Below are 21,520 nucleotides of genomic sequence, written 5' to 3' on the forward strand. Positions count from 1 at the left end.
TTTTATTTAGGCAAACGTTTTACGAAAACGTTTGCACTTTCTATAATTCAATTATACCACTTTAATTTTTTTTGTAAAGGCTTTTATAAAAAAAATTAGACTTTTTTCTAAAATTTTTGTAGTAAAAAAGGAGATATTAAAACCTCCTCAAATATACTTCTATTTTATTTTAGATTTTCAGGAATCGGCGCATAGAAATTCCTGATCCGATTGAACCGATAAAAATTCCAATCACAAATAATAAGGCAATCATCAGTGGACTGAATACTTCTGGTGATATCATTGAAAGGTTCTGACCAACCAATGACTTATTAACCGATTGGTAAACCATTTTATAAACAATGAAGACTAGAACTGATGGAAGGGTTGCTCCAAGTAAACCGATGAAGGCACCTTCAAGTAAGAAAGGACCACGGATATAACCATTCTTAGCACCTACCAAACGCATGATTTGAATTTCACGACTACGTGAAATAATGGTAATACGTATAGTATTAGAAATCAAGAAGACTGCAATGAAAATCAATAATCCAGCGATAACAAGTCCCCAGACACGAATAAATGAAGCTAACTTGAACAAGCGTTCTGTATTGGCACCACCATCCTGAACTTCTGACACACCTTCAATTTTCTTAGCCTCTTCTGCTACCGTCTTTACATCACTTGGTGTATTGGTATCTACTATATAGGCATCATAAAGTGGGTTTGCATCACCTTCAAAGATTTTCCAGTTGTCCCCCATTGTTTCTGTCAACTTTTCATATTGTTCTTCTTTGCTTGAGAAGGTAACACTTTTAACAGTTGACATACCTTTCAAAGCATCGTATACCTTATGGTAGTCGTTATTTGTAACAGTTTGGCCTTCTTTTTCAATAGTCTCACTATTATCAGCTACATCCTTACGAATGTATACCATTACTCGGACGTTATTTTCAATATCTGTAGCTAGTTTAGCCGTATTAAAGATAACAGATGCAAATATTGCAACCAAGGTCAAAGTAATCATAACTGAACTGACAGCAGCTACTGTCATCCAGCCATTTCGTTTCAAACTTTTTAACGATTCAAATAAATGACGAAAAAATCTACTAATCATCGTATCCATATTCTCCTTTAGCTTCGTCACGAACGACACGGCCATTTTCAATGGCAATGACACGGTGGCGCAAGGTATTTACAATCTGACTATTGTGGGTCGCCATCAAGACAGTTGTACCTTGGAGATTGATGCGTTCCAACAAATTCATGATTTCCCATGAATTATCTGGATCCAAGTTTCCTGTTGGTTCGTCCGCAATCAATACTTTGGGATTATTTACAATAGCACGCGCTATCGCAATACGCTGTTGCTCTCCACCTGAGAGCTCATTTGGGAAAGAACGAACCTTGTGCTTCAATCCAACGAGGTCTAAGACTTCCATAACACGTTTTTTGATATTACGGCGACTTTCTCCAATTACCTCCATTGCATAAGCAATATTTTCATAAACGGTTTTCTTTGGTAACAGTTTATAATCTTGGAAGACAACCCCAACACTACGACGTAGGAGAGGGACATCTTTCTTTTTAATTTTAACCAGATTAAAACCAGCAACAGATAAACTTCCTTTTTCGATTTTTACTTCGCGATACAAAGAACGAATAAAGGTTGATTTCCCAGCTCCTGACGGACCTACGATATAGGCAAATTCTCCTGGTTGAATGCTGACCGAAACACCACGTAGGGCAGTCGTTCCGTTGTCGTATTTTTTGACGACATCTCTCATTTCAATGATTGACATGTGAATTCCTTTCTATCTTAGCTGATTCGCCACTTGAGATAAGCATCGATAAAACCATCTAGGTCTCCATCCATAACCTTATCTACCTGCGCAACTTCAAAACTAGTTCGATGGTCTTTTACCATAGTATAAGGTGTGAAGACATAAGAACGAATTTGACTTCCCCATGTGATTTCCTTTTTCTCACCCTTGAGGGAATCGACTTCCGCAGCTTTCTTTTCTTGCTCCATTTGATAGAGCTTAGCCTGCAACATCTTCATGGCACGATCTCTATTTCCATACTGGGTACGATCGACCGTTGACTGGACAACAGTTCCCGTAGGAATGTGTGTCAAACGCACTCCAGTTGAAACCTTATTGACGTTTTGTCCACCAGCACCACCTGAACGGAAGGTATCCATCTTGATGTCATCTTCACGTATTTCCACTTCAATAGTATCATCTAATTCTGGCATTACTTCTACAGATGTGAAAGAGGTATGGCGACGTTTAGCAGAGTCAAATGGTGAGATTCGCACCAAGCGGTGAACACCCATTTCTGACTTGAGAAGACCATAGGCATTAGGCCCTTCAAATGATAGGGTTACTGACTTGATGCCAGCTTCATCTCCTGCTTGGTAATCCAATACTTCCACTTTAAAGCCTTTAGCATTTCCATAGCGAGTGTACATACGAAGCAACATATCACCCCAGTCCTGAGCCTCAGTACCACCGGATCCTGGATGGATTTCCAAGATGGCATTATTATGGTCATAAGGTTCTGACAAGAGCAAGGTCATCTCGTAACTGGTTATCATCTTATCAAGTTCTGACAACTGTTCAACCAATTCTTCATGCACCGACTCATCTTCAGCTAAAAAGTCTAATAAAATTTCGACTTCATCCTGCAACTCTTCCATTTTGTGGAAGGTGTTGTAGGTGTTTTTTAATTCATTTAATTCTTGCGACGTTTTTTGGGCCGCGATATTATCGTTCCAAAAATCAGGTTCTGTCATCTTGTTTTCCAAGATGGCAATCTCTTCCTCTAGACCTTCTAGGTCAAAGAGACCCCCTGAAAGAAGCTAATTTTTCACGATTTGCGTCAATTTTCTGACGAATTACTGAAATGTCCATAAATACTCCTTTTTTACATCGTTTCATTATAGCATATTTTATCATTTCTTTCCATCTTTTGCTCTAATCTCCCATTGCATGTAAAAAGAAGCCTTTCGGCTTCCCTTCTTATAAAACTTTCGCAGAAGTACGACTAATCTCTTCCACTTGAATATTTTCAGCTTCAAATTTTTGCTTTAATGCTATCAAATCAACTGAACCATCAATTTGAACTTCGATAATGACCTTACCATCTTTACGCGGAATATTGACTGTGTGGGAGATGTTCAAATTTTCTTCAACGATTAGAGAAACAATCTTACCAAGAACGCCAACTTCATCTTCTGTAACAAAGCGCACACGAATTCCTTCCTCACCATAACCAGCAATTTCAAGAAAGGCTTGGAAAACGTCACGGTCCGTAATAACTCCATAGACTTGATGGTTATCAACGACAGGAAGAATACCAATCTTGTTTTTCAACATCAAATAAGTTGCATCCTCTAGACTCGCATAGCCTGAAACAGTGACAACATCGCGAATCATGACATCTTTTACTTTTGTCTTATTTAGAAGATAATTCATCTCATAGATAGAAAGACTTGTTGCTTTTGATGGACTAGCTTGGGCAATGGTTCCTTCAGTTACCAAACCAACTAATTGATCATTTTCGATAACAGGCAAGCGGTGCAATCCTTGCTCTCTCATTAAATCTGCTGCATGAGATACTGTTGTATCTGGACTAATATAAACTACCTTGCGGGTCATAAAATCTTTAACTGCCATGAGACTTCTCCTTTTCTATTCTTATCCCTATTATACAATCTTTTTGTAAATCTATCAAACGCTTACATTTCTTTTTCAAAATTCAGAAAAGTATGAATAAGCTAGCAAAAAGAGCTCTAAAATCGAGCTCTGTGAATGAAGGTAAGATACCTTTCATTCGATTTTTTCAATTATTAGAAATTCATCTTTCAAAGTAGATGCAGATTTGTTTGCAAACTAAATATGCCGACTAAAACAATCCACTGGATAAAATAATTCCTTCGCAATCTTCATCCGCCAACTAAAAAGGTCCCCCGGACTATTAATGATGATTACTTCGTAATCCTCATCCACCGACTAAAACAATCCAGTGGATAAGATGATTGCTTCGCAATCTCTATCTGCAACCTAAACTAGTCTCCCAGACTAGTTTAGCCACCCAGATATGCTTTTCTGACTTCTTCTGATGAAGCGAGTTCTTTTCCTGTTCCTGATAGGACGATTTTTCCTGTTTCCAGTACATAGCCTCGGTCAGAGATTGCGAGTGCTTTATTGGCATTTTGTTCAATCAAGAGGACGGTTGTTCCTTGCTTCTGGATATCTTGAATGATATCAAAAATCTCTTGGATAAAGATTGGGGCAAGACCCATTGATGGTTCATCTAAAAGAAGAAGTTTTGGTGTTGACATGAGAGCGCGTCCCATGGCAAGCATTTGTTGTTCCCCTCCTGAAAGAGTTGCTGCATCTTGGTTCTTCCGTTCTTCAAGACGAGGAAAGCGTGAGAAAACCTTCTTCAAGTTAGCTTGATTTTCTTCACGATTTTTCTTTAAGAAAGCTCCCATTTCAAGATTTTCCATAACAGTCAAGCCAGGAAAGACGTGGCGTCCTTCTGGAACTTGTGAAAGGCCACCTGCTACGATTTTCTGAGCCGGCATTTTTTGGATTTCTTGACCTAAAAATTCAATCTTTCCTGAACTAGGTCTAACCAAACCAGACAAGGTACGGAGAATGGTTGTCTTACCTGCACCATTGGCACCGATAAGGGAAACAACTTCACCTTCATTAACCTCGAAACTTACATCACGAACTGCTTGGATCATACCGTAATGCACAGAGAGGTTTTCAACTTTTAACATAGACATTAGGCTTCACCTCCTAGATAAGCTTCGATAACACGTTTATTCGTCTTAATTTCGTCAGGAGTTCCCTGAGCAATCAAACGACCATATTCAAGTACGTAGATACGTTCTGTTACTTCCATAACCAGATTCATATCGTGTTCAATCAGCATGATCGTAATCTTAAATTCATCTTTGATACGACGAATTAACTCAGTCAATTCGGCTGTTTCCTGTGGGTTCATACCTGCTGCTGGTTCATCTAAAAAGAGAATTTTAGGTTCCGTAGCAAGGGCACGAACAATTTCCAAACGACGTTGTTGTCCGTAGGCGAGGTTTTTGGCAAGCGTTTCTGCATCCCCATCTAAATCAAAGATTTTCAACAATTTCAATGCTTTAGCCTTTAATTCTTTTTCACTCTTGTAAAAAGCTGGTAAGCGTAAGAAACTAGCAAAAACATGTTGTTTGTGATGGTTGCCAAAGGCAATCAAAACATTATCCAAAACTGTTAAATCTTTAAAAAGACGAATATTTTGGAAAGTACGTCCAAGTCCCAGAGAAGCAATCTTATAAGGTGACTTTCCATTCAAAAGGTGACCATCAAGGGTAACCGTTCCCTCACTTGGTTCATAAACACCCGTCAAAAGGTTGAAAAGGGTTGTTTTACCAGCTCCGTTTGGACCGATTAATCCAACCAGTTCCCCTTCGTTCAATTCAAGAGTCACATCTCCAACAGCTGTTAGACCGCCAAAATGTTTGGTTAACTGTTTTACTTCAAGTAATGCCATTAGTTTTGTTCCTCCTTTTTAGATTTTTTAAAGAAACGTGATAGGCTTAATTCCCATGTTCCAAGAAGTCCACCTGGTCTGAAAATCATTACCAATACCAAGGCCAAAGCGTAGATAATCATACGCACGCTAGCAACATCTTGGAGAAGCATATTCAAAATTCCAAGAACAATAGCTGAAACAATCGCACCTGTAATGGAACCAAGCCCACCAAATACAACAATGATCAAAACGTTGATTGAGTTGATGAAGGTGTAATCTTTCGGTACAACTGAACCGATAAATCCTGCCTGAAGTGATCCTGCAATACTTGCAGTAATGGCACCAAAGACGAAAGCGATGATTTTAATCTTAGTCGTATTAACCCCAACTGACTCAGCAGCGATTTCATCCTCACGAACAGAGAGAGTTGAACGACCAATTGGACTACGCAAGAAGTTCAAGGTTGCAATGGTTGTAATCACGACAAAGAAGTAAACCATTTGCCAAGTTGTAAAGTTTGGAATTCCCAAGATACCTGCCGCACCATTTGTAAGGCTTCCGCCATTGATGATAAAGATACGGATAATTTCAGAAACACCTAGAGTTGCTACCGCAAGGTAATCCCCCTTCAAGCGTAAGGTTGGAATTCCGACAAGCAAGGCAACTGCTCCTGAAAGTAAAGCCCCTATCAGCATAGCTCCAAAGAAGGCACCGTAGGTTGGTGATTTAGAACCAATAATAGCTGCTGCATAGGCACCAATCGCCATGAAACCAGCATGCCCAAGTGAAAATTGTCCTGAAAAACCAACGATTAAGTTGAGACCAACAGCCAGAATAATATTAATTCCAATTTGTTGTAAAATCTGTACATAGAATAGGTTGAGTACTCCAACTGAAACCAGTACACTAATCAAGCCATAGCCAGCTAACAAAAGGAGTAACCATAGAATATTAACTTTTAAATTTTCCTTCATCGTTTACACCTTCTCTTTCACATTTTTACCAAGGATACCAGCTGGGCGGACAATCAAGATCAACAACAAGATTCCATAAACAATGGCATCACGGAAGTCTGACATCCCAAAGGCTGTCGCAAAGGTTTCCAATAAGCCAATTACAAAGCCACCAAGAGCCGCACCAGGAATGATTCCGATACCGCCAAGTACTGCAGCAACGAAAGATTTAAGTCCTGGAGTAACCCCCATCAAAGGCTCAAGAGAGTTATAATAGAGGGCAATCAGAACACCAGCCGCACCCGCAAGAGCTGAACCCAAAGCGAAGGTAAAGCTGATAGTACGGTTTACGTTGATCCCCATCAATTGCGCTGCATCGCTATCTACAGATACTGCACGCATGGCTTTCCCCATCTTGGTCTTTTGGACAATGACTTGTAACAAAATCATCAAAATCAAGGAAATGGCTAAGATCATTAACTGCACGTTTGTTAGGCTAATTGGACCCAAATCATAGCGAACTGTTTGAATCGCTTGAGGGAAGGCACGAGTATTAGCACCAACCAGATAGACCATCCCATACTCTAATAGGAAGGAAACCCCAATAGCTGTAATCAAAACAGCAATACGAGTAGAGTGACGCAAAGGTCGGTAAGCAAGGAACTCAATCACGACACCAAGAATGGCTGTCGCAAGCATAGCTACAATAAGAGCTACAAAGAAATTCATTTGGAAAGAATTAATCAAGAAATAACCGATAAAGGCTCCCATCATATAAATATCACCGTGGGCGAAGTTGATGAGCTTGATAATTCCGTAAACCATGGTATATCCTAGGGCTAACAGCGCATAAACACTACCTAGAATCAAACCATTTACTAGTTGTTGGAGCATAAGATTCACTCTTTCTATTTATAATTTCGAGGGTTTTCCCTCACTTTTTGATAGGTTCTTAAACATCGAAACAGGGAGTGAGTCCGAGTCTCATTCCCTATTTCAACATTTTCTATTATGGTTTTACAACTTCTGCTGCTTCAACCTTACCATTGTTCATAGTCATCATGTAAGCAGTTTTGACTGTGTTGTGATCTGCATCGAAGCTTGTTTGACCAGTTACACCTTCAAAGTCTTTTGTTTTAGCAAGGTTATCCTTGATTTCTCCAGAGTTTTTAGCACCTTTTGCTGCGTTTGCTACAAGGTGAACAGAGTCATAAGCCAAGGCTGCAAATGTTGAAGGCTCTTCGTTGTACTTAGCACGGTAAGCATCAAGGAAAGCTTTTGCTTTAGCTGAAACTTCTACAGTAGTTGAGAAGCCTGAGATAAAGTAGATGTTTGATGCTTTTTCAGCAGTTGCTTGTTGCACAAACTCTTCACCGTTGAATCCATCACCACCAACGATTGGTTTGTCAATTCCCATACCACGCGCTTGGTTTACAATTTTACCAGCTTCAGTGTAGTAACCAGGGACGATGATAGCATCAAAGTCTTTCCCTTTCATTTTTGTAAGGGCTGCTTGGAAGTCTGTGTCACCTGCTACGAAAGTCTCATCTGCAACGATTTCACCTTTGTAAGCTTCACGGAAGGCTTTGGCAATACCTTTAGCATAGTCGCTGGCATTGTCAGTGTAAAGAACAACTTTCTTAGCTTGCAATTTATCAGAAACATAGTTTGAGATAATTTTTCCTTGGAAGCTATCTTGGAAAGTTCCGATAAAGAGGTAATCTTGACCTTTAGTCAATCCATCTTGAGTCGCACTTGGTGAGATCAATGGAACACCTGCTTTTGTAGCGTTCGCTACCGCAGCTGCAGTTGCACCAGATGTCGCAGGTCCTACGATTGCTGATACTTTAGATTGGGTTACAAGGTTAGTTGTTACTGAAGCAGCCTCTGCTGTTTCAGACTTGTTATCTTTATCGACTACTTCGATTTGTTTTCCATCGATACCACCAGCAGCATTGATTTCATCAACAGCAAGTTGGGCACCTTTTTGTTCAGATGTTCCGTAGGCTGCTACGGCACCAGTTTCCTCGAAGTTAAATCCGATTTTGATTGTCTTTTCATCTACTGAATTACCAGCAGCGTTTGACGCTCCAGACTTCACTTCTCCACAGGCTGCAAGAAGTGCTACACTTGCAAGAGCCACAAACGATAGGGCAAATTTTTTCTTCATCTTTTTTGTCTCCTTATTCTTAAATAAATAGCATGTTAAGAATATACCGAATTATCAGAAAATTGTCAACACTTTTCTTGATTTTTTTCAATGATAACGTTTTCCTCTCGATAAAGATTGCCCACAAAGGGTGTTTCCAGCTCTTGGATATGACAAACTCTGACTTTTTTTATAAATTTTTCCTTGCTCAAGCGCCCGACCAATTGCTCCACTTCTTGAGTTGGAACATAAAGCTGTAAGTAACGATGTTTCTTGGAATGATAGGTAATATCTCCATAATCCTGCAGTTTTTTGGCATCACGATTATAGTAAAGATAGATAATCAAGCCAGATCGATTGACTTTTTCAAACATGGTAAATCCTCTTTCTAAGAAATCTCTCCCTATTATACCAAAAAAAGCAAACCCAGTCGAGTTTGCCTTCTTTGATCATTAATTCAATGAATTGTTGGCCATGATTTCATCAACAAAGCCATATTCAAGTGTTTCTTGGGCACTCATCCAGTTATCACGTTCTGCATCTGCATGGACTTTTTCGATTGACTGACCTGAATTTTCAGCCAAGATTTTTTCCAAGATGTTACGAGTTTTGAGCAAGTGTTCTGCAGCAATCGCCATATCGGTTTGTTGAGTACCACCACCTGTACCACCCATTGGTTGATGGATCATGTATTCAGCATTTGGAAGCATGAAACGTTTGCCTTTTGCTCCACTTGATGCAATGACCGTCCCCATAGATGCGGCCATTCCCATAACGATGGTTTGGACATCTGCCTTAATAAAGTTCATGGTATCAACGATTGCCAAACCAGCTGAAACGGAACCACCAGGTGTATTGACATAAAGGTAAATATCTTTTGTACTATCTTGGGCATCCAAGAAAAGCAACTGAGCAATAACAGAGTTAGCCATGTTGTCTTCAACTGGACCTGTCAGCATAATGATGCGGTCTTTAAGAAGACGTGAGTAAATATCGTAGGAACGTTCTCCACGGCTTGTTTGTTCAATAACTACAGGAATCATTTATTTCTCCTTTTGAGTTTTAATTTTGTTGGTCAAATGACTGAAGATAAGACTATTATAATATCTTGGTCAAAAAAGGTCAAATTTTTGCTCTGTTTTCATTAGACAGAAACAAAAATTCAACCTCCTTTCGTGACTGGAAATCCTTTTCCAAGTCAATCTCTTTTTTATTTTATTTTGTACCGAACAAGCGGTCCCCAGCATCTCCAAGACCTGGAACGATATAACCGTGTTCGTTCAAGCGTTCATCCAAGGCTGCTGTAAAGATTTCTACATCTGGATGAGCTTCTTGAAGGGCTTTAACACCTTCTGGAGCAGATACAAGGCAGACAAATTTGATATTTGATGCACCACGTTTTTTAAGAGAGTCAACAGCCAAGATTGCTGATCCACCTGTTGCCAACATTGGGTCTACCACAAAAATTTGACGTTGGTCAATATCTTCAGGTAATTTCACCAAGTACTCAACTGGTTGAAGCGTTTCTTCATCACGGTACATACCAATGTGGCCAACTTTAGCAGCTGGAACTAAGCTCAAGAGCCCATCGACCATCCCGATACCTGCACGCAAGATTGGAACGATGGCTAATTTCTTACCTGCCAATTGTTTTTGAACTGTTTTTGTGATTGGTGTTTCGATTTCCACATCTTCTAGTGGAAGATCACGAAGTACTTCATACCCCATCAACATTGCAATCTCATCTACTAGCTCACGAAAAGCTTTTGTAGAAGTATCTGTACGACGCAAGATTGACAATTTGTGTTGAATCAGTGGATGATTAATAACTTCAATTTTTCCCATTTTTGGAATTCCTTCTTTCAATTTATTCTTCTTATTATACCAAAAAACGGTTTAAAAATCTTTCTAAACCATTTATTTTTGATAATTTTTACATTAGATCTGCTTCTTTAAGAGCGGCCTGTACTGTCTCAAGTGGTAAATGAGTCAATTCTGTTCCCTTTTCTTGATAAAGGTATTGGGCGTAGTCGTCCATTCGGTACTGGTTGATATAAACCACGCGCTTGCAGCCGACCTGAAGCAATTGTTTTGTACAGTTCAGACAAGGAAAATGGGTCACATAGGCTGTAAAGCCTTTAGGAATACCACGTTCTGCACCTTGAAGGACAGCATTGACCTCAGCGTGAAGAGTTCGAACACAGTGGCCTTCAATAACCAGACATTCGTGGTCAATACAATGCTCGGTTCCTGACACTGAACCATTGTAACCAGTTGAAATAACCTTATTATCCTTTACCAGAATTGCGCCCACTTTGGCACGTTTACAAGTGGAACGATTGGCAATTAGTAGAGCTTGGGCTGCAAAATACTCATCCCATGCTAGTCTTTTTTCAGTCATATCTCTTCTCCTTTTTCTCTATTTTTTAAAAAATGGTAACCGTAAATCCGCAATCTTTTCAGCAGGTACCTTCATGCCATCCTTGATCCATTTTAGAAGGACAGAGACGATGGCCGAACTCCAGAAGGAATGAAGATAAGAGCTGACACCTTTTGATTTTCCATGGTATTTTTCTAGAAATTCCTGCATAGCTTGGACAAAGATTTTTTCCAGATGGTAATCTAAGGCCAATTGAATCACTCTGGCTTCCTTTCTTGCTTCTCGGAAAAGGTGAACCCAGACCAGATAAAGGTCTGTCTTTAAATCATAATGATGCAACTGTTCCATAATATTGTGGACAGTTCGTTTAAAGACGCTTTCTAAAATCTCCTCTTTAGAATCATAATTGCGATAAAAAGCCGCACGCGAAACGCCTGCACGTTTGACCAATTCAGAAATACTAATCTTGGTCAAGTCCTTTTTTTCCAAGAGCTGCAAGAGGGCTGTTTCGATGGCTTCTCTAGTTAATAAATTGGATTCTTGGTTTGATTTTCTGAGATTTTCAAGAGATTTTTCAGAGATTCTACGTTCAGACATAACATTTTCTTTCTACTTGTCACAACAGACAGATAAGGCTTTTGTTTCAAGGGTTTTCATGATATAATTGTAAAAAAAGACAGAACCTTTGTCAATGTATAACTGACAAAGATGGAGAATTTCTATGACTTGGAAGATTATTGCTGACTCTGGTTGTGATTATCGTCAACTGGCAAAACCAGCTATTGACACGACCTTTGTAAGTGTTCCCTTAACCATTCAAGTAGCTGATCAGATTTTTGTTGATGATGCCAGTCTTGATATTGACCAAATGATGGAAACCATGTATGCAACTGCAGAAGCTTCAAAATCAGCTTGTCCAAGCCCAGATGATTATTTGCGAGCATTTGAAGGTGCCAAAAACATTTTCCTAGTAACCATCACTGGTACTCTTTCTGGCAGTCACAATAGTGCTCAACTAGCTAAGAATATTTATCTGGAAGAACATCCTGATACTAAAATTCATGTAATTGATAGTTTGTCTGCTGGTGGGGAAGTTGACTTGCTCGTAGAAAAATTGAATGACTTGATTGACCAGGGCTTATCTTTTGAAGAAGTGGTTGAAGCTATCACTGCCTATCAAGAAAAAACCAAGTTACTTTTTGTCCTAGCCAAAGTCGATAACTTGGTGAAGAACGGCCGTTTGAGCAAGCTTATCGGTACGGTCGTTGGCCTTCTAAATATCCGTATGGTCGGAGAAGCTAGTGAAACTGGAACTCTCGAATTGCTACAAAAAGCACGAGGACCAAAGAAATCAGTTCAAGCTGCCTATGAAGAATTAGTCAAGGCTGGATATGCTGGTGGCCGTATTGTCATGGCTCAACGCAATAACGAGAAATGTTGCCAACAGCTTTCAGACCGAATTCGCGAGACCTTCCCACAAGCGAATATCAAGATTCTACCAACCTCTGGTCTCTGCAGTTTCTATGCAGAAGATGGTGGTTTGCTGATGGGGTATGAAATTGATTAATTGCATTCTTGACAAGAGGTGACCATCATCTCTTGTTTTTTTGTGGTACAATAGAGCTATGAAACATTTTGATACTATCGTCATCGGTGGAGGACCTGCTGGCATGATGGCTACAATTTCCAGTAGCTTTTATGGTCAGAAAACCCTCCTCATCGAAAAAAATCGGAAACTTGGCAAAAAATTAGCTGGGACAGGTGGGGGACGTTGCAATGTAACCAACAACGGAACTCTAGACGACCTACTAGCTGGAATCCCTGGAAATGGGCGCTTTCTCTACAGTGTCTTCTCCCAGTTTGATAACCATGATATCATTAACTTTTTTACGGAAAATGGGGTTAAACTTAAGGTCGAAGACCACGGACGGGTCTTTCCTGCTAGTGACAAGTCTCGTACCATTATTGAAGCCTTGGAGAAGAAAATTACTGAGCTCGGTGGGCAAGTTACTACTCAAACAGAGATCGTTTCTGTTAAAAAAGTAGATGATCAGTTTGTCCTTAAATCAACTAATCAAACCTTCACTTGCGATAAACTCATTGTCACAACTGGTGGTAAATCCTATCCTTCTACTGGTTCGACTGGTTTTGGTCACGAGATTGCCCGCCATTTCAAACATACCATTACCGAACTAGAAGCAGCTGAAAGTCCATTATTAACGGATTTTCCACACAAAGCACTTCAGGGGATTTCACTAGACGATGTGACCCTAAGCTATGGTAAACATGTCATCACTCACGATTTGCTCTTTACCCACTTTGGTTTGTCAGGTCCTGCTGCCCTACGTATGTCTAGCTTTGTAAAGGGTGGAGAAGTCCTTTCACTGGATGTTCTACCTCAACTTTCTGAGAAGGACTTGGCTGCATTCCTAGAAGAAAACCGGGAAAAATCCTTGAAAAATGCTTTAAAATCTTTATTACCTGAGCGTTTGGCAGAATTTTTTGTACAAGGATATCCAGAAAAAGTCAAACAACTAACTGAAAAGGACCGCGAACAACTTCTCCAGTCTATCAAAGCACTCAAAATTCCTGTAACTGGTAAAATGTCTCTTGCTAAGTCATTTGTTACCAAGGGTGGCGTCAGTCTCAAGGAAATCAATCCTAAGACTCTAGAAAGTAAGCTGGTTCCTGGACTCCACTTTGCAGGCGAGGTCATGGATATTAACGCCCACACAGGTGGCTTTAACATCACTTCTGCCCTCTGTACCGGCTGGGTTGCAGGAAGTCTACATTATGATTAAATATCAAAGGTTGTAAAAAATGAATAGAAGAGAATCAGTCGAATTTGTCAACATGTGCTTGATTAAAAATGGGGACAAGGTCCTAGTTCAAGACCGAGTTAGTTCTAACTGGCCTGGCATTACTTTTCCTGGTGGCCATGTTGAATGTGGCGAGTCCTTTGTTGATGCTGTCATTCGTGAAGTGAAAGAAGAAACAGGTCTGACCGTTTGTAAACCCCAACTCTGTGGTATCAAAGACTGGTATGATGATTCAGATTATCGCTATGTTGTCCTCTTTTACAAAACAGAAAACTTTACTGGTGAGCTCCAATCTTCAGACGAAGGAAAAGTCTGGTGGGAAGATTTTGAAAATCTATCTCATCTAAAATTAGCTACTGAGGATATGTCTGACATGCTTCGTGTTTTTCTCGAAGAGGACCTCAGTGAATTCTTTTACTACAAGGATGGAGAAGACTGGTCTTACAAACTCAAATAACAGTCAATCGGCAGAGATCACTCCGCCGATTTTTCTTATCTAAGTCTGAGTCTTCCTACTAAAATTCTGTTACTGGCTTTGTCAGTCCTAGCTTAGTCTGTGAGTTTTATCGAGTTTGTGTGCTTACATAGAGAGCAATGACATCTGATGTGTACTGGGCTGTTCCAATTCCAAATTTGTCAATGTTTTCCTTAAACTCTGGGTTATAGACGTAGCCTTTACCAATATGACCGAATACTTCAATAGTACAATCAAATCCATAAGTACGTAAGGCTTGCAAGAGTTTAGCAGCTTCTTCTTGATTTTCGGTTGCTGTTACAGGAAGTCCAGCTTGAAGATTGTGTGCCAATGCTTGAAAGACTTGGTTGAAGGTAGCCGTAGCCTCATCTTCGTGACCTTTTTGGCGCTCGAGCGCTTGGTCCATCACTTCTTGTCCATATTTCTCTACCGCCTCTTGGTGGTATTTTTGATGGTCTTGGTAGTTAAATCCAGCAAATTTCTCTTGAATGCTCATTTCTCTTTCTCCTTTTTGTTCTTGAATGGTTTTTTGCAAGGTTGAAATCAAGGTATCCAGATGTTCCCTCTCTCGAGTCAAATAGTCCAACTGTCTAGTCAAGTGGGGCAATAAATCAGTCCTTTCTTCCTTTAATAGCTCTGCTATTTTTTCTAAAGAAAAACCTAGATATTTGTAGTAAAGAATGACCTGAAGGCGTTCCAAATCCTCCTGACTGTAGGTTCGATAGCCGTTTTCCGACTTTAAAGGAACCAAAAGTCCTATCTTATCATAGTGGTGCAGGGTCTTGACAGAGACACCTGAAAGCTGCGCAGCTTCTTTTATATGGTACATGATTTCCTCCTTATACTCAATGAAAATCAAAGAGCAAACTAGGAAGCTAGCCGCAGGCTGTACTTGAGTACGGTAAGGCGACGCTGACGTGGTTTGAATTTGATTTTCGAAGAGTATTACATTGATAGTATAACCCCTCCCCTTAGGTCAGAGTCAAGCGTTTTTGCGAAATTTTTTACTTTATCATAACATGAAAATGGTTTTCTTGACAGACCTTAGAAAACATGATAGGATAGTCAAGTCTATCAATCAAAAGAAAGGCTCATTTTGAGTACTGATGAGGCTATTTGCCAAGGGCAGTAGCTTTTTCTTTTGTAACACTAATTTTAGGAGTTTAACTATGTCTGAAAAATCTCAATGGGGTTCTAAACTGGGCTTTATCCTAGCGTCTGCTGGTTCAGCCATCGGACTTGGAGCCGTTTGGAAATTCCCCTACATGACTGCTGCTAATGGTGGAGGAGGCTTTTTACTTGTCTTTCTCATTTCCACTATTCTAATCGGTTTCCCCCTTTTGCTTGCAGAATTTACCCTCGGCCGAAGCGCTGGTGTCTCAGCTATCAAAACCTTTGGAAAACTGGGCAAGAATAGCAAGTACAACTTTATCGGTTGGATTGGTGCCTTTGCCCTTTTTATCCTTTTATCGTTTTACAGTGTTATTGGGGGCTGGATTTTAGTCTATCTAGGCATTGAGTTTGGAAAATTGTTCCAAATTGGTGGAACGGGGGATTATTCTCAGTTATTTACTTCAATCATTTCAAATCCAGCCATTGCCCTAGGAGCTCAAGCAGTCTTTATCTTATTGAATATCTTTATTGTATCACGTGGGGTTCAAAAAGGGATTGAAAGAGCTTCTAAGGTCATGATGCCCCTGCTCTTTATCATCTTTGTTGTCATCATTGGGCGCTCTCTCAGTTTGCCAAATGCCTTGGAAGGGGTTCTTTACTTCCTCAAACCAGACTTTTCAAAACTGACCAGTGCTGGTCTCCTCTATGCTCTGGGACAATCTTTCTTTGCCCTCTCACTAGGGGTTACAGCTATGCTGACCTATGCTTCTTATTTGGATAAGAAAACCAATCTGGTCCAATCAGGAATCTCCATCGTAGCCATGAATATCTCAGTATCTATCATGGCGGGTCTAGCCATTTTCCCAGCCATGTCAGCCTTCAATATACAATCTGAAGGGGGACCGAGCCTGCTCTTTATCGTCTTGCCTCAACTCTTTGACAAGATGCCTTTTGGAACCATTTTCTACATCCTCTTCCTCTTGCTCTTCCTCTTTGCGACAGTCACTTCTTCCGTCGTTATGCTGGAAATCAATGTAGGCAATATCACCAACCAAGACAACAGCAAGCGTGCCATGTGGAGTGCCTTTTTAGGAATTTTGACCTTTGTCTTTGGAATTCCTTCAGCCCTTTCTTACGGTGTTATGGCGGATGTTCACATCTTTGGTAAGACCTTCTTTGATGCTATGGACTTCTTGGTTTCCAACCTCCTCATGCCATTTGGAGCTCTCTGCCTTTCACTTTTTACAGGCTATATCTTTAAAAAGGCTCTTGCAATGGAGGAACTCCATCTCGATGAAACAGCATGGAAACAGGGACTGTTCCAAGTCTGGCTCTTCCTTCTTCGTTTCATCATTCCAATCATCATCATCGTTGTCTTCATCGCCCAATTTATGTAATTAAAAAGGACTTGAGTAGTAAACTCAGGCCCTTTCTTTTTTATGGATGGCTAACAATCAATTCCAAACCTTGCCCTTCCAAGGTCCAAGCTTCAACATCACTTGGTAGGATAAAGTGGCTACCTTTTTGGATTGGATAGTTTTTCCCATCAACAGTCAGTTGACCTTGGCCAGCTAAGACACTAAACAAACTGTAGTCAGCTGTCTTTTCAAAGTCAACTTTTCCAGTTATTTCCCACTTGTAAACTGCAAAGAAATCATTCGAAACAAGTAAGGTCGAACGCAAATCATCAGCTTTGATAGTCACAGAACGGCTATTGGCAGGCTCTCCAATATTCAAGACATCGATAGATTTTTCAAGGTGAAGTTCACGCAAGTTGCCATTATCATCCTTGCGGTCAAAGTCATAGACACGGTAAGTGGTATCGCTAGACTGCTGGGTTTCAAGAATTAAGATGCCTGCCCCGATAGCGTGCATGGTGCCACTTGGTACATAGAAGAAATCTCCAGCCTTTACAGGAACTTTTGTCAATAAGGCATCCCAGTTCTTGTCCTCGATTTGCTGGCGGAGTTCTTCTTTTGACTTGGCATTGTGACCATAGATAATCTCTGAACCTTCATCCGCAGCGATGATGTACCAGCATTCTGTTTTTCCAAGTTCGCCTTCATGCTCCAGTCCATAAGCATCGTCTGGGTGAACTTGAACGCTGAGCCAGTCGTTAGCATCCAGAATCTTAGTCAAAAGCGGAAATACAGGCTCTGGACGGTTGCCAAACAATTCACGATGTTCCGCATACAAAGTAGCAAGGTCTGTTCCCTCAAAACGACCATTGGCCACCTTTGAAACGCCATTTGGATGGGCTGAGATGGCCCAATATTCTCCGATTTTTTCACTTGGGATGTCGTAGCCAAACTCATCACGTAGCTTGGTTCCACCCCAAATTTTTTCTTGCATAACTGATTGTAAAAATAATGGTTCTGACATCATATTCTCCTGTCTGATTTTTCTCCCCTCATTATAGCAAAAAAAGAGTTCCAGTTGAACTCTTTTTCACATCTTATAAAGTAGGGAGAAGATTTTATAAAAATAGTAACGATATACTTTTTTCTTTGATAGAGACGAACATAAAAGACTCTCGTAAAGCCAGCTGTCACTGGACTTTTTCCCTCAACTCTCATTCAAAAATTACTTTAATGAAGCATCTATTTTCATAAACGAACAAAACTGAAACCAGTCTTCTTTTTAAATCAAAGCTGTAATAGCCGTCACAAGGCCAAAAATAATACCTGGTGCATTAGCTGCTGCAAGGGGGATATCTCTTTCTTTTTTGAAAAGACCGTAGTAAACCCAGAGACTACAGTTGATGGCAGCAACCAAGGGCTGGATGAAATTTCCTTTTTGACCAGCCAGATTGTTCATGATTTGTGGGAAGTAAGACACATACATCATAACAGACATAAAGGTCGCTACCCAACCTAAAATTTTCATTTGTTTTTCAGACATTTTCAAAACCTCTTTCATTTTTACTGAATCTTATTTTAAAATATTCTTTCAAAACAATCAAGTCTTTAAAACTTTTGTTATAAAGATATAAACTATCACAATCTTGTTATAAGAAAGAGGGAACAGAAAAAAGACCGAATTGCTCCGTTCTGTTTACTCAATCAAATATTAGAAAATGAATACTCCTTTTCAATGAATCGATTGATTGATGGTAAATAAGCCGTTAGAAATTATTGACAGTATCGAAATTTTATAGTAAAATGAATTTTGTTAATACCTAAATGGTGTGTAGTTTTCTATCAACATAGTCAGGAGAAAAGGAACTTATGCTAAAAAAATTTAATGAATTGTCACTGAAAGATAAGGCTTATCTAATTGGCGGTTTGAGCTTATTAGTCATTGTGATCTCATTTGGTCTACTCAATCGTCAAACAGTAACTGTCAGTCTTGTCTTTACACAACTATCTGCTCCCTTGATTTTGGTGATTTTTACTTGTCTAGTAATCGGGATCATTGCTGGTAGTGCTATTGGTATTAGCTATCACCATAACAAGACTCAAGATCTGAGAAGCCGCATTGCTGAAGCAGAAGCGACTATCAATATGAAAGACAGGGAGCTTGTCCAGTACGAGGAACAGGTGCAACAATTAAAACAGGAAGCCAAACAATAAGTGTAGAAATCATAACCACCCGTGAAAACGGGTGGTTTTTTGTCTCGCACCTAACGGAGCGAGACGGACTGAAAGTCGCATAAATACAAAAAAGATCGAATTGCTCCGATCTTTTTAAGTTTCACTCCAAGAATGTTTAGATAAAAAATTTGATAATAGAATTACCTACTTCATACGATAAAAATCAATCACTAGACCAGCAGGCCCTTTAACTAATAAGGACTCTGTTCCCCAATCGGTTACAGTTGGTCCGTTTAAAACCTGGATACCAAGTTCTTTCAACCGTTGGTAATTCTGGTCTACATCCTCAACCTCGATATGAAGAATGATTCCTGACTGAAAATCTTCCAAAGGAATCAAATGATTTTGGGACAACATCAGACAGTGACTGCCAATCGTAAACTGAGCAAAACTGTCATCAACATAATCGGACTTTTTATCCAAAATACGCTCCAAGTCATCACAGACTTGGGGAACATCTGAAACGATAATATCTAATTGATTTAAATTCATTCACTATCCTCCATAAAAAGACCGGATTGCTCCGATCTTTTTAAGTTCCACGAAGAAATTATTTAATTGCGCGTGATTGCAAACCTTCTTCTTCCAAGAAGAGACGGAATGGTACGAGTTCTTCTGCTTCGTATTTTTCCTTGAAAGCTTTGATTGCTTCTTCTGAGTGAAGTTTTGGATCCAATTCAAGTACTTCTACTGGAAGTGGACGGTGTTCAGTGATGCGAGCATCGATAACAACAGTTTTACCTTCTTTGCTCAATTTAACAGCTTCTGCAACAACTGCATCGATGTCTTCGATACGGTCAACTGTAAATCCAACAGCTCCTTGAGCTTCAGCGATTTTCGCATAGTCAGCATTAGGGAAGTCACAACCAAACAAGTGTTTGTTTGTGTCTTCGTATTTGTCCTTGATGAAGGCATATTTACCATTTGAGAAGACAACGTTGATAACTGGAAGGTCGTATTGAACGTTTGTGATAACGTCTGGGTAGCACATGTTGAATGCACCGTCACCCATGATGTTCCATACTTGGCGATCTGGATTGTCTTTCTTAGCAGCGATACCACCAGGAAGGGCAATACCCATTGTCGCAAAGAGTGGAGATGTACGCCACATGTTCTTAGGTGTCATGTGAAGGTGACGAGTAGATGTTTGAGTAGTGTCACCTACGTCGATTGAGTAGATAGCGTCTTGATCAGCATGTTTGTTGATTGCATTGTAAACTTGATACAATTGCAATTCACCCTCAGTTTTACCTTCGAGTTTGTTCATGTAATCACGCCAGTTTTGGTTGTTCTTAACGTTTGCACGCCACCATGGAGTAGATTCAACTGGATTCACTTTGTCAAGGATTGCTTTCGCTGCTTGACCTGCGTCACCAAGGATTGAAGCGTCAAGGGCGTGACGTTTACCAAGTTTGTAAGGGTCAATATCAACTTGGATGAATTTTTCAGTGTTCTTGAATGCTTCATAAACTTCAGCAAATGGGAAGTTTGAACCAAGGAAAAGAACTGTGTCTGCTTCAAAGACCACTTCGTTGGCTGGTTTCCAACCAACACGGTAAGCAGAACCTGTCAAACCTTCATAGTTCCATTCGAAAGCTTCAAAGTTTTTACCAGTTGTGATGATTGGTGCTTTGATTTTACGTGACAATTCAGTGATCACTTCACCAGCTTTAACACCACCGTAACCAGCATAAATAACTGGACGTTCAGCATTGTTCAAGATTTCAACAGCTTTGTCGATTTCAACTTCGTTCAAAGCAGGAGCGATGAATGAACGCTCGTATGAACCTGATCCATAGTATGAGTTTTCGTCGATTTCTTGGAAACCGAAGTTTACTGGGATTTCAACAACAGCTGGACCTTTTTTAGAAACTGCAGCACGGCAAGCTTCGTCAATTACTTTTGGCAATTGCTCAGCGTAAGCTACACGTTTGTTGTATACAGCGATACCGTTGTACATTGGGTTTTGGTTCAATTCTTGGAAAGCATCCATGTTGAGTTCGTTAACTGGACGTGATCCAAGGATTGCTAGGAATGGAGTGTTATCCATAGCTGCATCGTAAACACCGTTAATCAAGTGAGTCGCACCTGGACCACCTGAACCAACTGCAACCCCGATTGAGCCGCCGAATTTAGCTTGCATAACCGCTGCAAGAGCACCTGTTTCTTCGTGGCGAACTTGCAAGAAGCGGATATCTTTGTCTTCAGCCAAAGCATCCATCAATGAGCTGAGTGTTCCTGATGGGATACCGTAGATTGTGTCTACGCCCCATGTTTTCAATACATTAAGCATTGCTGCAGATGCAGTAATTTTCCCTTGAGTCATAATGATAACTCTCCTTCAAATATTTTTAAATCTACTAAAAAAGGTTTCATATAGTTTTTGAAAACGTTTCAGTAAATTTTTACAATACTAATTTATCACATTTATTTTGACTTTACTAAGAATCTGCTCAGAAGTTTTTATTCTCTATTACAGTACAGTTTGAAAACGTTTTTAGTTTCTGTTTTA

Annotated in this window: 24 protein-coding genes; 5 read left to right on the forward strand and 19 right to left on the reverse strand. The window is 40.0% G+C overall.

The window, feature by feature from the left end:
* Positions 1-169: 169 nt before the first annotated feature.
* The 14 genes from ftsX to ACLNCV_RS02755 all read right to left on the reverse strand — a co-directional run bounded on the left by ftsX (position 170) and on the right by ACLNCV_RS02755 (position 11,605).
* A complete protein-coding gene (gene ftsX, locus ACLNCV_RS02690; RefSeq protein ID WP_000625545.1) occupies positions 170-1,096 on the reverse strand; it encodes a permease-like cell division protein FtsX in 927 nt (308 codons plus the stop codon).
* Complete coding sequence (gene ftsE / locus ACLNCV_RS02695; protein ID WP_000022260.1) at positions 1,089-1,781, reverse strand: cell division ATP-binding protein FtsE; 693 nt, start codon at positions 1,779-1,781, stop codon at positions 1,089-1,091. Before ftsE ends, ftsX begins: the two co-directional genes overlap by 8 nt.
* 17 nt (positions 1,782-1,798) lie before the next feature.
* Positions 1,799-2,894, reverse strand: a protein-coding gene (prfB, locus tag ACLNCV_RS02700; RefSeq protein WP_152620186.1) for a peptide chain release factor 2 whose coding sequence is annotated in 2 segments (ribosomal slippage) — positions 1,799-2,821 and positions 2,823-2,894 — 1,095 coding nt in all. Because the reading frame shifts where the segments join, the coding sequence is not laid out codon by codon here.
* A 108-nt stretch (positions 2,895-3,002) separates the two neighbouring features.
* Complete coding sequence (locus tag ACLNCV_RS02705) at positions 3,003-3,659, reverse strand: CBS domain-containing protein (protein ID WP_261020715.1); 657 nt, start codon at positions 3,657-3,659, stop codon at positions 3,003-3,005.
* Positions 3,660-4,069: 410 nt separating this feature from the next.
* Positions 4,070-4,780 (reverse strand): ABC transporter ATP-binding protein, encoded by a 711-nt coding sequence (locus ACLNCV_RS02710; protein ID WP_000062219.1) that lies wholly within the window; start codon positions 4,778-4,780, stop codon positions 4,070-4,072.
* Complete coding sequence (locus tag ACLNCV_RS02715; protein ID WP_001185998.1) at positions 4,780-5,544, reverse strand: ABC transporter ATP-binding protein; 765 nt, start codon at positions 5,542-5,544, stop codon at positions 4,780-4,782. Before ACLNCV_RS02715 ends, ACLNCV_RS02710 begins: the two co-directional genes overlap by 1 nt.
* Entirely contained in the window at positions 5,544-6,500 is a 957-nt protein-coding gene (locus tag ACLNCV_RS02720; RefSeq protein WP_000662286.1) for a branched-chain amino acid ABC transporter permease, read from the reverse strand. The genes ACLNCV_RS02715 and ACLNCV_RS02720 overlap by 1 nt, the downstream gene beginning before the upstream one ends.
* A 3-nt stretch (positions 6,501-6,503) precedes the next feature.
* Positions 6,504-7,373, reverse strand: a complete 870-nt coding sequence (locus tag ACLNCV_RS02725) for a branched-chain amino acid ABC transporter permease (protein ID WP_000941421.1) — start codon at positions 7,371-7,373, stop codon at positions 6,504-6,506.
* A gap of 115 nt (positions 7,374-7,488) precedes the next feature.
* Positions 7,489-8,649, reverse strand: a complete 1,161-nt coding sequence (locus ACLNCV_RS02730; protein WP_045611943.1) for an ABC transporter substrate-binding protein — start codon at positions 8,647-8,649, stop codon at positions 7,489-7,491.
* Positions 8,650-8,714: 65 nt separating this feature from the next.
* Complete coding sequence (locus ACLNCV_RS02735; RefSeq protein WP_125393903.1) at positions 8,715-9,002, reverse strand: YlbG family protein; 288 nt, start codon at positions 9,000-9,002, stop codon at positions 8,715-8,717.
* Between the two features lie 78 nt (positions 9,003-9,080).
* Positions 9,081-9,671 carry an ATP-dependent Clp protease proteolytic subunit ClpP gene (clpP, locus tag ACLNCV_RS02740; protein ID WP_125393905.1) on the reverse strand — a complete coding sequence of 197 codons (591 nt, stop codon included), beginning with the start codon at positions 9,669-9,671 and terminating at the stop codon, positions 9,081-9,083.
* A gap of 172 nt (positions 9,672-9,843) precedes the next feature.
* Positions 9,844-10,473 carry a uracil phosphoribosyltransferase gene (upp, locus tag ACLNCV_RS02745; protein WP_000515974.1) on the reverse strand — a complete coding sequence of 210 codons (630 nt, stop codon included), beginning with the start codon at positions 10,471-10,473 and terminating at the stop codon, positions 9,844-9,846.
* An 88-nt stretch (positions 10,474-10,561) separates the two neighbouring features.
* Positions 10,562-11,029 (reverse strand): cytidine/deoxycytidylate deaminase family protein, encoded by a 468-nt coding sequence (locus ACLNCV_RS02750; RefSeq protein WP_261015904.1) that lies wholly within the window; start codon positions 11,027-11,029, stop codon positions 10,562-10,564.
* 18 nt (positions 11,030-11,047) lie between these two features.
* The gene (locus ACLNCV_RS02755) at positions 11,048-11,605 is read right to left on the reverse strand and encodes a TetR/AcrR family transcriptional regulator (RefSeq protein ID WP_000004136.1); all 558 of its coding nucleotides are present in this window, start codon (positions 11,603-11,605) and stop codon (positions 11,048-11,050) included.
* Positions 11,606-11,729: 124 nt separating this feature from the next.
* Between ACLNCV_RS02755 and ACLNCV_RS02760 the strand changes: the two genes are divergently transcribed.
* From ACLNCV_RS02760 to ACLNCV_RS02770, 3 genes are read left to right on the forward strand one after another with little or no spacing between them, the layout of a single operon-like run.
* Positions 11,730-12,575 (forward strand): DegV family protein, encoded by an 846-nt coding sequence (locus ACLNCV_RS02760; RefSeq protein WP_261015905.1) that lies wholly within the window; start codon positions 11,730-11,732, stop codon positions 12,573-12,575.
* Positions 12,576-12,633: 58 nt separating this feature from the next.
* Positions 12,634-13,809, forward strand: coding sequence for an NAD(P)/FAD-dependent oxidoreductase (locus tag ACLNCV_RS02765; protein WP_261125972.1), 1,176 nt, complete (start codon positions 12,634-12,636; stop codon positions 13,807-13,809).
* A 19-nt stretch (positions 13,810-13,828) separates the two neighbouring features.
* A complete protein-coding gene (locus tag ACLNCV_RS02770) occupies positions 13,829-14,284 on the forward strand; it encodes an 8-oxo-dGTP diphosphatase (RefSeq protein ID WP_261125971.1) in 456 nt (151 codons plus the stop codon).
* 106 nt (positions 14,285-14,390) lie between these two features.
* Here ACLNCV_RS02770 and ACLNCV_RS02775 read toward each other — a convergent pair whose 3' ends face one another.
* The gene (locus tag ACLNCV_RS02775) at positions 14,391-15,131 is read right to left on the reverse strand and encodes a MerR family transcriptional regulator (RefSeq protein WP_261125970.1); all 741 of its coding nucleotides are present in this window, start codon (positions 15,129-15,131) and stop codon (positions 14,391-14,393) included.
* 340 nt (positions 15,132-15,471) lie between these two features.
* Between ACLNCV_RS02775 and ACLNCV_RS02780 the strand changes: the two genes are divergently transcribed.
* Positions 15,472-16,812 carry a sodium-dependent transporter gene (locus ACLNCV_RS02780; protein WP_261125968.1) on the forward strand — a complete coding sequence of 447 codons (1,341 nt, stop codon included), beginning with the start codon at positions 15,472-15,474 and terminating at the stop codon, positions 16,810-16,812.
* 40 nt (positions 16,813-16,852) lie between these two features.
* Here ACLNCV_RS02780 and manA read toward each other — a convergent pair whose 3' ends face one another.
* Both manA and ACLNCV_RS02790 read right to left on the reverse strand, forming a co-directional pair.
* The gene (gene manA / locus ACLNCV_RS02785; protein WP_261125966.1) at positions 16,853-17,797 is read right to left on the reverse strand and encodes a mannose-6-phosphate isomerase, class I; all 945 of its coding nucleotides are present in this window, start codon (positions 17,795-17,797) and stop codon (positions 16,853-16,855) included.
* A gap of 258 nt (positions 17,798-18,055) precedes the next feature.
* Positions 18,056-18,316 (reverse strand): SemiSWEET family transporter, encoded by a 261-nt coding sequence (locus ACLNCV_RS02790; RefSeq protein WP_001291471.1) that lies wholly within the window; start codon positions 18,314-18,316, stop codon positions 18,056-18,058.
* A gap of 326 nt (positions 18,317-18,642) precedes the next feature.
* Between ACLNCV_RS02790 and ACLNCV_RS02795 the strand changes: the two genes are divergently transcribed.
* Positions 18,643-18,987 (forward strand): LapA family protein, encoded by a 345-nt coding sequence (locus ACLNCV_RS02795; protein ID WP_261150339.1) that lies wholly within the window; start codon positions 18,643-18,645, stop codon positions 18,985-18,987.
* Between the two features lie 165 nt (positions 18,988-19,152).
* On the opposite strand, the gene ACLNCV_RS02800 is transcribed toward ACLNCV_RS02795, so the two are convergent.
* Positions 19,153-19,500: a VOC family protein gene (locus tag ACLNCV_RS02800; protein ID WP_247936285.1), complete on the reverse strand. Its 348-nt coding sequence runs from the start codon at positions 19,498-19,500 to the stop codon at positions 19,153-19,155.
* Between the two features lie 58 nt (positions 19,501-19,558).
* Positions 19,559-21,334, reverse strand: coding sequence for a pyruvate oxidase (gene spxB, locus ACLNCV_RS02805; protein WP_000191811.1), 1,776 nt, complete (start codon positions 21,332-21,334; stop codon positions 19,559-19,561).
* Positions 21,335-21,520 lie beyond the last annotated feature (186 nt).

The sequence above is a fragment of the Streptococcus sp. CL5.50 genome (assembly GCF_049738015.1).
Classification (GTDB): domain Bacteria; phylum Bacillota; class Bacilli; order Lactobacillales; family Streptococcaceae; genus Streptococcus; species Streptococcus mitis_CA.

What these genes read in the sequence shown, in the direction of transcription:
- ftsX (WP_000625545.1), bottom strand. Translation starts at nt 1,096, where the DNA reads ATGATTAGTAGATTTTTTCGTCATTTATTTGAATCGTTAAAAAGTTTG.
- ftsE (WP_000022260.1), bottom strand. Translation starts at nt 1,781, where the DNA reads ATGTCAATCATTGAAATGAGAGATGTCGTCAAAAAATACGACAACGGA.
- ACLNCV_RS02705 (WP_261020715.1), bottom strand. Translation starts at nt 3,659, where the DNA reads ATGGCAGTTAAAGATTTTATGACCCGCAAGGTAGTTTATATTAGTCCA.
- ACLNCV_RS02710 (WP_000062219.1), bottom strand. Translation starts at nt 4,780, where the DNA reads ATGTCTATGTTAAAAGTTGAAAACCTCTCTGTGCATTACGGTATGATC.
- ACLNCV_RS02715 (WP_001185998.1), bottom strand. Translation starts at nt 5,544, where the DNA reads ATGGCATTACTTGAAGTAAAACAGTTAACCAAACATTTTGGCGGTCTA.
- ACLNCV_RS02720 (WP_000662286.1), bottom strand. Translation starts at nt 6,500, where the DNA reads ATGAAGGAAAATTTAAAAGTTAATATTCTATGGTTACTCCTTTTGTTA.
- ACLNCV_RS02725 (WP_000941421.1), bottom strand. Translation starts at nt 7,373, where the DNA reads ATGCTCCAACAACTAGTAAATGGTTTGATTCTAGGTAGTGTTTATGCG.
- ACLNCV_RS02730 (WP_045611943.1), bottom strand. Translation starts at nt 8,649, where the DNA reads ATGAAGAAAAAATTTGCCCTATCGTTTGTGGCTCTTGCAAGTGTAGCA.
- ACLNCV_RS02735 (WP_125393903.1), bottom strand. Translation starts at nt 9,002, where the DNA reads ATGTTTGAAAAAGTCAATCGATCTGGCTTGATTATCTATCTTTACTAT.
- clpP (WP_125393905.1), bottom strand. Translation starts at nt 9,671, where the DNA reads ATGATTCCTGTAGTTATTGAACAAACAAGCCGTGGAGAACGTTCCTAC.
- upp (WP_000515974.1), bottom strand. Translation starts at nt 10,473, where the DNA reads ATGGGAAAAATTGAAGTTATTAATCATCCACTGATTCAACACAAATTG.
- ACLNCV_RS02750 (WP_261015904.1), bottom strand. Translation starts at nt 11,029, where the DNA reads ATGACTGAAAAAAGACTAGCATGGGATGAGTATTTTGCAGCCCAAGCT.
- ACLNCV_RS02755 (WP_000004136.1), bottom strand. Translation starts at nt 11,605, where the DNA reads ATGTCTGAACGTAGAATCTCTGAAAAATCTCTTGAAAATCTCAGAAAA.
- ACLNCV_RS02760 (WP_261015905.1), top strand. Translation starts at nt 11,730, where the DNA reads ATGACTTGGAAGATTATTGCTGACTCTGGTTGTGATTATCGTCAACTG.
- ACLNCV_RS02765 (WP_261125972.1), top strand. Translation starts at nt 12,634, where the DNA reads ATGAAACATTTTGATACTATCGTCATCGGTGGAGGACCTGCTGGCATG.
- ACLNCV_RS02770 (WP_261125971.1), top strand. Translation starts at nt 13,829, where the DNA reads ATGAATAGAAGAGAATCAGTCGAATTTGTCAACATGTGCTTGATTAAA.
- ACLNCV_RS02775 (WP_261125970.1), bottom strand. Translation starts at nt 15,131, where the DNA reads ATGTACCATATAAAAGAAGCTGCGCAGCTTTCAGGTGTCTCTGTCAAG.
- ACLNCV_RS02780 (WP_261125968.1), top strand. Translation starts at nt 15,472, where the DNA reads ATGTCTGAAAAATCTCAATGGGGTTCTAAACTGGGCTTTATCCTAGCG.
- manA (WP_261125966.1), bottom strand. Translation starts at nt 17,797, where the DNA reads ATGTCAGAACCATTATTTTTACAATCAGTTATGCAAGAAAAAATTTGG.
- ACLNCV_RS02790 (WP_001291471.1), bottom strand. Translation starts at nt 18,316, where the DNA reads ATGTCTGAAAAACAAATGAAAATTTTAGGTTGGGTAGCGACCTTTATG.
- ACLNCV_RS02795 (WP_261150339.1), top strand. Translation starts at nt 18,643, where the DNA reads ATGCTAAAAAAATTTAATGAATTGTCACTGAAAGATAAGGCTTATCTA.
- ACLNCV_RS02800 (WP_247936285.1), bottom strand. Translation starts at nt 19,500, where the DNA reads ATGAATTTAAATCAATTAGATATTATCGTTTCAGATGTTCCCCAAGTC.
- spxB (WP_000191811.1), bottom strand. Translation starts at nt 21,334, where the DNA reads ATGACTCAAGGGAAAATTACTGCATCTGCAGCAATGCTTAATGTATTG.